The following is an 8953-nucleotide window of genomic DNA, read 5'->3' on the forward strand; positions in this document are numbered from 1 at the left end:
CCGGAAGGGCTGTCGGAAGGGTTACGGAACGTTTCCGGCCGACGGGCCCGGAACGTCGCCCACCGGGATCTCCTCGCGCAGGGCCAGGCGGCTGTGCGTGCGGCCGTAGAGCATGTAGACGACGATGCCGATCACCATCCAGATCACGAACCGGAGCCAGGTCTCGGCGGGCAGGTTGAGCATCAGCCACAGTGTGGCGCACACCGACACGATCGGGACGAAGGGGACCCAGGGGGTACGGAAGGCGCGGGGCAGGTCCGGGCGGGTCCGGCGGAGGATGATGACGCTGATCGCGACGACGACGAAGGCGAACAGGGTGCCGATGTTGACCAGTTCGGCCAGTTCGCTCAGGCTGGTGAACCCGGCGACGATCGCGATGATCACCCCGAGCAGGATGGTCGGCCGGTGCGGGGTCTTGAACCGCGGGTGGACGCGGGAGAAGAAGCGCGGCAGCAGTCCGTCACGGCTCATCGCGAAGAACACCCGGGTCTGGCCGAGCAGCAGGATCAGGCACACCGTGGTCAGTCCGACGGCGGCGCCGAAGCTGATCACGCCCGCGTACCAGGGATGGCCGATGGCCTTGAAGGCGTCGGCGAGCGGTGCCTCCACGGACAGCCTCGTGTACTTCTCCATGCCGGTGACGACGACGGAGACGGCGACGTAGAGCACGGTGCAGATGAGCAGCGAGCCGAGGATGCCACGGGGCATGTCGCGCTGCGGGTTGCGGGTCTCCTCGGCGGCGGTGGCGACGATGTCGAAGCCGATGAACGCGAAGAAAACCACCGAGGCGGCGGTGAAGATGCCCATCACACCGAAGTTGGCCGGTGCCCAGCCGAACATCAGCTGGATGAGCGGGGCTTTGAGACTGCCGCCCGCCGGCACCGGACTGGAGGGCGGGATGAAGGGCTTGTAGTTCTCGTTGTGGATGAAGAAGGCACCGGCGATGATCACGATGAGCACGACGGCCACCTTGATGGCGACGACGACCGAGGTGATCCGGGCGGACAGCTTCATGCCGAGGACGAGGATGCAGGTGAGGACCAGCACCAGGGCCGCGGCCAGGATGTCGAAGCCGAAGCCGTGGGCACCGTCCCGGCCCGCCAGGTAGTCCGGCAGGTGCCAGCCCGCGTTGTCCAGCAGCGACCGGACGTAGCCGGACCAGCCGACCGCCACCACCGCCGTGCCGAGCGCGAACTCCAGGACCAGGTCCCAGCCGATGATCCAGGCGGGCAGTTCACCGAGGGAGGCGTAAGAGAAGGTGTAGGCGGATCCCGCCACGGGCACCGTGGAGGCGAACTCGGCGTAGCAGAGTGCGGCGAGCGCGCAGACCACGCCGGCCGCCACGAAGGCCAGGGACACCGCCGGGCCGGCGTTGTTCTTGGCCACCTGTCCGGTGAGGACGAAGATGCCGGTGCCGATGATGACGCCGACGCCGAAGACGGTCAGGTCGAGGGCGGAGAGGGACTTCTTGAGCGAATGCTCGGGTTCCTCGGTGTCCCGGATGGACTGCTCGACGTTCTTCGTCCTGAAGAGCGTGCTCACGTGCCTACCTCCCACGCTTGTCGTCCTCGACATGATCGAGAGGGCTGGGGATGCGTATGCCCCGGCACAGGCAGGTTCACGCAAACGGGCCGGTTCCGCCACTGCAAGAAGTGGCGGAACCGGCCCGTTCCGGTGCTTTTCGGCTAGTCGCGCGCGGGCTGCACGGAGTCCACCTCGTCGGCCGTACGGTCGAACCGGCCATCCAGCTTGGAGACCAGACCGGTGACCTGGCGGGCGATGTCGGGCGCGGTCAGCCCGATCTCGGCCATGACCTCGGCACGGGAGGCGTGATCGAGGAAGCGCGGCGGGATGCCGAAGTCGCGCAGCGGCACGTCCACGCCCGCGTCCCTGAGGGTCTGGGCGACCGCCGAGCCGACACCGCCGACGCGGCTGTTGTCCTCGACGGTGACGACGACCCGGTGCCGCTCGGCGAGCGGGGCCATCGCCTCGTCGACGGGCTTGACCCAACGGGGGTCGACGACGGTGGTGGAGATGCCCTGCTGGTCGAGCAGGCCGGCGATCTCCAGGCACATCGGGGCGAGGGCGCCCACGGAGACCAGCAGCACGTCCGGGCGGTCGGTGCCGGGCTCGCGCAGCACGTCCATGCCGCCGACACGGCCCACGGCGGGGACGGCGGGACCGACGGCACCCTTGGAGAAGCGCACCACGGTCGGCGCGTCGTCGACGGCGACGGCCTCGCGCAGCTGCGCCCGCACCTGGTCGGCGTCACGCGGGGCGGCCAGCCGCAGCCCCGGTACGACCTGCAGGATCGACATGTCCCACATGCCGTTGTGGGAGGCGCCGTCGGTGCCGGTGACGCCGGCCCGGTCCAGCACGAAGGTGACGCCGCACTTGTGCAGGGCCACGTCCATCAGGACCTGGTCGAAGGCGCGGTTGAGGAAGGTGGCGTAGACGGCGAAGACCGGGTGCACACCGGCGTGGGCCAGACCGGCCGCGGAGACGGCGCCGTGCTGCTCGGCGATCCCGACGTCGTAGATCCGGTCCGGGAAGGTGTCCGCGAACTTCTTCAGGCCGACGGGCTGCAGCATCGCCGCCGTGATGGCCACGATGTCCTCGCGCTCCTTGCCCAGCTCGACCATCTCGTCGCCGAAGACGGAGGTCCAGTCGGCGCCCGAGGCCTTGACCGGCAGGCCCGTGTCGGGGTGGATGGGACCGATGCCGTGGAAGCGGTCGGCCTCGTCCTGGAGGGCGGGCTGGTAGCCGCGGCCCTTCTCGGTGAGGCAGTGCACGATGACCGGCCCGCCGAACCGCTTGGCCCGGGCCAGCGCCGACTCCAGCGCCTCGATGTCGTGGCCGTCGATCGGGCCGACGTACTTCAGGCCCAGGTCCTCGAACATGCCCTGCGGGGCGATGAAGTCCTTCAGCCCCTTCTTGGCGCCGTGCAGGGTCTCGTACAACGGCCTTCCGACGACCGGGGTGCGGTCGAGGATGTCCTTCGTCCGGGCGAGGAAGCGCTCGTAGCCGTCGGTCGTGCGCAGGGTCGCCAGGTGGTTGGCGAGCCCGCCGATGGTCGGGGCGTAGGAGCGCTCGTTGTCGTTGACGACGAGGACGAGCGGGCGGTCCTTGGCCTCGGCGATGTTGTTCAGCGCCTCCCAGGCCATGCCGCCGGTCAGCGCACCGTCACCGATCACGGCGACGACGTGGCTGTCGCGCCGCTTCAGCTGGTTGGCCTTGGCGATGCCGTCGGCCCAGCCGAGGACCGTGGAGGCGTGGCTGTTCTCGATGACGTCGTGCTCGGACTCGGCCTGCGAGGGGTAGCCGGACAGGCCGCCCTTCTTCTTCAGCCTGGAGAAGTCCTGCCGGCCGGTGAGCAGCTTGTGCACGTAGGACTGGTGGCCCGTGTCCCACAGGACCTTGTCCTTCGGGGACTCGAAGACGCGGTGCAGGGCGATGGTGAGCTCGACCACGCCCAGGTTGGGGCCGAGGTGGCCGCCTGTCTTGGAAACGGCGTCGACGAGGAAGGTCCGGATCTCCTCTGCCAGCTGGGCCAGCTCCTCCAGGCTGAGCCGGTCCAGATCGCGCGGTCCCCTGATGCGGGTCAGCAGCGGCACCCGTGCCTCCTTGCAAGTAGAGCTGATCGAGCTGTTGCCGGGCTTGACGAGTCTAATGTTCCGGCTTTGCGCGACACGACAGTGCCCGGCACCTTCGAGGCACCGGGCATATCGAGACACCTGAGAGGGGCGCGGGGCAGGACCGGTAGGCGGCTCCGCCGCGCGGGCGCGACCGACCACGACGGACCGGAACCCGCAATCACACCCGCGCCCCCACGGTGGCTAGGAGCTACGCACGCCCCGCCGTCTTCTGCGTCTTGCGGGTCACCGCGTCGATGACGACGGTCGCCAGCAGAACGCCACCGGTGATCATGTACTGGACCGGCGAGGCGATTCCCTCCAGGGCGAGACCGTACTGGATGGAGACGATGACCAGCACGCCGAGGAGCGCGTTCCAGGTGCGGCCACGACCGCCGAAGAGGGACGTACCACCGATCACGGCCGCCGCGATCGCGTTCATCAGCAGGTCACCTCCGCCGGCGCCCTGGTTGGCGGACGCGATCTTGGAGGCGATGAACAGACCGCCGATCGCCGCGAACGTGCCGGAGATGGCGAACACCGAGATCCGGACCAGGTCCACGTTGATACCGGCACGGCGGGAGGCCTCGACGCTGCCACCGAGCGCGAAGATCTTCCGGCCGTAGGCAGTGCGGCGCAGTACGAAGTCCGTGATCATCAGCACTGCCACGAAGATCACCACGGCCAGCGGCAGGCCCTTGTACTGGTTGAAGACGAACGCGGCGACGAAGGCGACGATGGCCAGCAGCACGGTGCGCAGGACCGTTTCGCTGAGCGGCCGGGACGGTACGCCGGCGGCCTCGCGGCGCTTGTTGCCGAGGAAGGAGCTGAGGAAGAACAGCACCGTCACCGCGAGGGCGAGCCCGTAGGCGGCGGCCACGTCGGAGAAGTAGTAGCTGGTCAGCTTGGCGACCAGGCCGTTGCTGTTCAGGTTGATCGTGCCGTTGTCGCCCAGGATCTTGAGCATGAGGCCGTTCCAGAACAGCAGACCGGCCAGGGTGACCGCGAAGGCCGGCACCCCGATCTTCGCGAAGAAGAAGCCCTGCAGCGCGCCCGCGACCGTTCCGGTGAGGATGGACAGCACCAGGGCCAGGATCTCGTTCATGCCGTGCGTGACGTTGAGCACCGCGAAGGTGGCGCCGGCGACACCGGAGAGCGAGCCGACCGACAGGTCGATCTCGCCGAGCAGCAGGACGAACACGATGCCGACGGCGATCATGCCCGTGCCGACCATGGCGACGGAGATGTCGGACAGGTTGCCCGCCGTCATGAAGTTGGAGTTCAGACCCCAGAAGATGCACCAGATGATCGCCAGACCGACGACGACCGGCAGGGAGCCGAGGTCACCGGCCTTCATCTTCCGCTTGAACTCGGTCCAGTAGCCGAGGATGCCCTCTTCGCGTACCAGCAGACGGGGGTCGACCGCGACGTCGGAGCCTCGTGCCGCCTCGGGGTTCTCCACGACGTTGTCCCCGGGGGGCGTGGAGGTCTTGTCGATGCTCACTTCTTGATCTCCCCATTGGTGCGCGCCGCACGACGGGTCACGGCATTGTCCGTGGCGCCGGTGATGGCGGAGATGATCTCTTCCTGCGAGGTCGACTTGACCTCGAAGACGCCGTTGTTGCGACCCAGGCGCAGGACGGCCACCTTGTCGGCGACGGCCTTCACGTCGGCCATGTTGTGGCTGATGAGGATCACGGCGTGACCGCGCTCCCGCAGCCGTTCCACCAGGTCGAGGACCTGTGCGGTCTGCTCGACGCCGAGGGCGGCGGTGGGCTCGTCGAGAATGACCAGCTTGGGCTCGCCGAGCATGGAGCGGGCAATGGCCACGGTCTGGCGCTGACCGCCGGAGAGCGAGGCGATCGGGATGCGGACGCTCGGGATGCGGATCGACAGCGTGGTGAGCAGCTCGCGGGAGCGGCGCTCCATCTCCACCTCGTCCAGGACACCGCGACGGCGGATCTCCCGGCCCAGGTAGAGGTTGCCGACGACGTCGATGTTGTCGCACAGCGCGAGGTCCTGGTAGACCGTCGCGATGCCCAGGTTCTGGGCGTCGTGCGGCTTGCTGATCTGGACGGCCTTGCCTTCCCACTCGATGACGCCCTCATCGATGGGGTGAACGCCGGCGATCGTCTTGACCAGCGTGGACTTTCCGGCACCGTTGTCGCCCACCAGGGCGATCACTTCACCGGCGTGGACCTCAAGCTCTACGTCGGTGAGCGCCTGAACGGCACCGAACCGCTTGGAGACCCCGCGCAACGCCAGCACGGGCGTAGCGGACACGTGAACCATCTCCTTCGCCGCCTGACCCGGCGGGAGGTTGTGCAGAAGTTGGGGGATGTTCCGTCCGGCGCCCCGCGACGAGCTTGCGGGGCTGTCTGATGTGCGGGGCGCCGGAGGAGCTTGTGTTGGCCTTCTTTCCCGTCAGCGGAATTCAAGTGTGAATTCGCCTAGAGGGAAAGGCGCGTGCGGCTGCTTACTTCAGGCCGATCTTGTCGCAGGCCGCCTTGTACTGCGAGGTGCAGATGTCGTTGACCGTGTAGACGCCGTCCTTGATGACGGTGTCCTTGATGTTGTCCTTGGTCAGCGCGGTGACCGGCACCAGGACCGAGGGGACCTGCTTCGTGGTCGGGCTGTCCACCTTGTCCTTGGCGACGGAGTCGAGCGGCTTGCCCTGGGCGAGGTCCACGGCCATCTCGGCGGCTGCGGCGGCCTCCGGGGCGTACGGCTTGTAGACGCTCATGTACTGGTCGCCGGTGACGATGCGCTGCACACCCGCGAGCTCCGCGTCCTGGCCGGTGACCGGGACCTTGATGCCGGCGGCCTTGAGGGCGGTGATGATACCGCCGGCCATGCCGTCGTTGGCGGAGTAGACGCCGACGATGTTCTTCTTGCCGAGGGCGGAGATGGCGCCCTCCATGTTGGAGTTGGCGTTCTCCGGCTTCCATTCCTTGGTGTCGTACTCCTTGCCGACGTTCACCTTGCCGTCGAGCACCTCGTGGGCGCCCTTCTTGAACTGGGCGGCGTTCGGGTCGGTGGAGGAACCGTTCATCATGACGATCTTGCCGGACTTGGCCTTGGAGCCGAGCGCCTTGAGCAGCGCCTCACCCTGGGTCTTGCCGACGGTCTCGTTGTCGAACGACGTGTAGGCGTCGATCGGGCCCTGGGCCAGGCGGTCGTAGGCGACGACCGGGATGCCGGCGTCCTTGGCCTTCTGCACGGAGTTCTTGATGGCGGCAGCATCCACAGCGTCGACGATCAGCACGTCCACCTTGTTGGTGATCATGGTGTCGACCTGCTGGTTCTGCATCGAGGCGTCCTGCTTGGCGTTGGCGTAGACGACCTCGCCCTTGCCGTTGGTCAGCTCCTTGACCTTCTTCTCGATCAGGGGCTTGTCGAACTTCTCGTAACGTGCGGTCTGGTTCTCCGGAAGGAGCAGACCGACCTTGATGGCATCGCCCTTCTTGGCGCTGCCGGACGACTTGGAGGAGCCACCGGACTCCTTGGCGCTGCCACAGGCCGCGAGAGAGACGGCCATGGCACCAGCAGCAACGGCGAAGGCCGCACGACGCATACGCGTGTTCACTTCAGAAACCTCCCTGACGAGGCCGCGTCGTTGCGGCCGAGGTGGCTGGAAGTCAACTCGGCCACACGTGCGACGTCAAGAAGTAAATCCTTAACGAGATGGCAACGGTGCCATCCGTTCTCTAAGTGAAGGCAGGCGCCACGGCGGGCAGGACGCCCGTGACAGAACCGTCCAGAAGGGTCGAATCGCCCATCTCGCTGAGCGCGAGAGCGAGCGCCCCGAGCACCTCCGCCCGGCCGCCAAGTGCCCCCGGGAGAACGGACAGTTGGCGCGCCGCACTCGGGATGGCATAGCGGCCGACGGACTCCCTGATGGGCCCGAGAACCAGCTCTCCGGCCTCGGCGAGATCACCGCCCAGGACCACCCGGCTCGGGTTCAGAAGGTTGCAGAGATTGGCCACTCCACTGCCGATGTGACGGCCGACGTCGGCGATCACCCGACGGCAGCCCGGGTCTCCGTCCCTGGCCAGCCGGACGACGCCCTCCATCGTCAGATCGGCACCGTGACTGGGCTGGAGCAGCGGGAGCACATAGCGCGCGGCCGTGAACGTCTCCAGGCAGCCACGGTTCCCGCAGCGACAGACCGGACCGGATTCGTCGAGTGTAATATGCCCGATTTCACCTGCGGTGCCGCCCGGGCCGCGATAGATCTTCCCGTTGATCACCAGACCGGCGCCCACACCGCTGGCGACCTTGATGTATGCAAGATCGCGGACGCCCTTGCCGCTGCCCCAGACCAGCTCGCCGAGGGCGCCCAGGTTGGCGTCGTTGTCCACGTGCACGGGCACGCCGAGGCGCCCGCGCAGCTCCTCGGCGGGCTTGGTGCCGCCCCAGCCGGGCAGGATCGCGGTGGACCCCAGGGTCCCGGACTCCACGTCGATGGGACCGGGCACGCCGAGCCCTACGCCCGCCACCTTGGACCGGTCGACGCCGGTCGCCGCGATCAGGCGGTTGACCAGCTCCTCCGCCCGGTCGAAGCCCTGGGTGGAGGAGGCGTCGACGTCCAGCGGCTCGGACTCCTCGGCGAGCACCTGGTGCGCGAGGTTCCCGATCGCGACGCGCAGGTGGGTGTGCCCGAAGTCGACGCCGATGACAATTCCGGCGTCCCCGCTCAGCGACACGCTGCGGGCCCGCCGGCCGCCGGCCGACGTGGGCGTGACCTCGACGGTTCCGCTGTCCTTCAGCTCCCGCACGATGTTCGAGACCGTCGCGGCGGACAGGCCGGTCGTACGCGCGATCTCCGCCTGCGTGAGCGATCCCGCCAGCCGCACCGCTCGTACGACTCGTTCCAGGTTGGCTCGGTGCAGCGACGACTGCGACCCCGGAGTCTCCATCGACCCATCCACTCCTGCCATCGGCCGGGCGGCCCCTGTGCCGCCCGTGGCCCAGGTCACATCTGCGGAACCGGGCCACTTACAAGTTATGAACTCCAAGCTCGGCTGTACGGGTTACCGCAGTCAAGTCCTTGACGGAAATCGCTGTCACTTCCGTGGTCCGCCCGGGACATCTCGCGGACACGTGCGTGCCACCCGGAACAGGGCGGAACCGCAGCCTCAGGGGGCTTCGGCACAGGGTGCGAGGGGTGTGGCGCCGGGGGCGCAGGAGGGGCGGCGGATCGTTCAGCCGTGAAATCCGGAAACGGGTCGTGACCGGGTCGTGACCGATGGCCGGGCGGCCGGGTGCGCGTCGCGACTGCGAAGGATCACCACCCAGAGGGTCCCTTCGGCGGTTCACTC

6 protein-coding genes are annotated in these 8953 nt (G+C 68.0%); all 6 read right to left on the reverse strand.

Features of this window, described 5'->3' with window-relative positions:
• Positions 1-21: 21 nt before the first annotated feature.
• Positions 22-1542 (reverse strand): amino acid permease, encoded by a 1521-nt coding sequence (locus AB0H32_RS30105; protein WP_361126764.1) that lies wholly within the window; start codon positions 1540-1542, stop codon positions 22-24.
• Positions 1543-1685: 143 nt separating this feature from the next.
• On the reverse strand, positions 1686-3614 hold the full coding sequence (dxs, locus tag AB0H32_RS30110) for a 1-deoxy-D-xylulose-5-phosphate synthase (protein ID WP_361126767.1): 1929 nt from the start codon (positions 3612-3614) through the stop codon (positions 1686-1688).
• A gap of 229 nt (positions 3615-3843) precedes the next feature.
• Positions 3844-5136 carry a sugar ABC transporter permease gene (locus tag AB0H32_RS30115; RefSeq protein WP_361126770.1) on the reverse strand — a complete coding sequence of 431 codons (1293 nt, stop codon included), beginning with the start codon at positions 5134-5136 and terminating at the stop codon, positions 3844-3846.
• Positions 5133-5924 (reverse strand): ATP-binding cassette domain-containing protein, encoded by a 792-nt coding sequence (locus AB0H32_RS30120; RefSeq protein ID WP_361126773.1) that lies wholly within the window; start codon positions 5922-5924, stop codon positions 5133-5135. The genes AB0H32_RS30115 and AB0H32_RS30120 overlap by 4 nt, the downstream gene beginning before the upstream one ends.
• A gap of 184 nt (positions 5925-6108) precedes the next feature.
• Positions 6109-7206 (reverse strand): substrate-binding domain-containing protein, encoded by a 1098-nt coding sequence (locus tag AB0H32_RS30125; protein WP_361126784.1) that lies wholly within the window; start codon positions 7204-7206, stop codon positions 6109-6111.
• A gap of 133 nt (positions 7207-7339) precedes the next feature.
• Complete coding sequence (locus tag AB0H32_RS30130) at positions 7340-8551, reverse strand: ROK family transcriptional regulator (RefSeq protein ID WP_361126776.1); 1212 nt, start codon at positions 8549-8551, stop codon at positions 7340-7342.
• Positions 8552-8953: the final 402 nt, after the last annotated feature.

Source organism: Streptomyces sp. NPDC020362 (genome assembly GCF_040642095.1).
GTDB lineage: Bacteria > Actinomycetota > Actinomycetes > Streptomycetales > Streptomycetaceae > Streptomyces.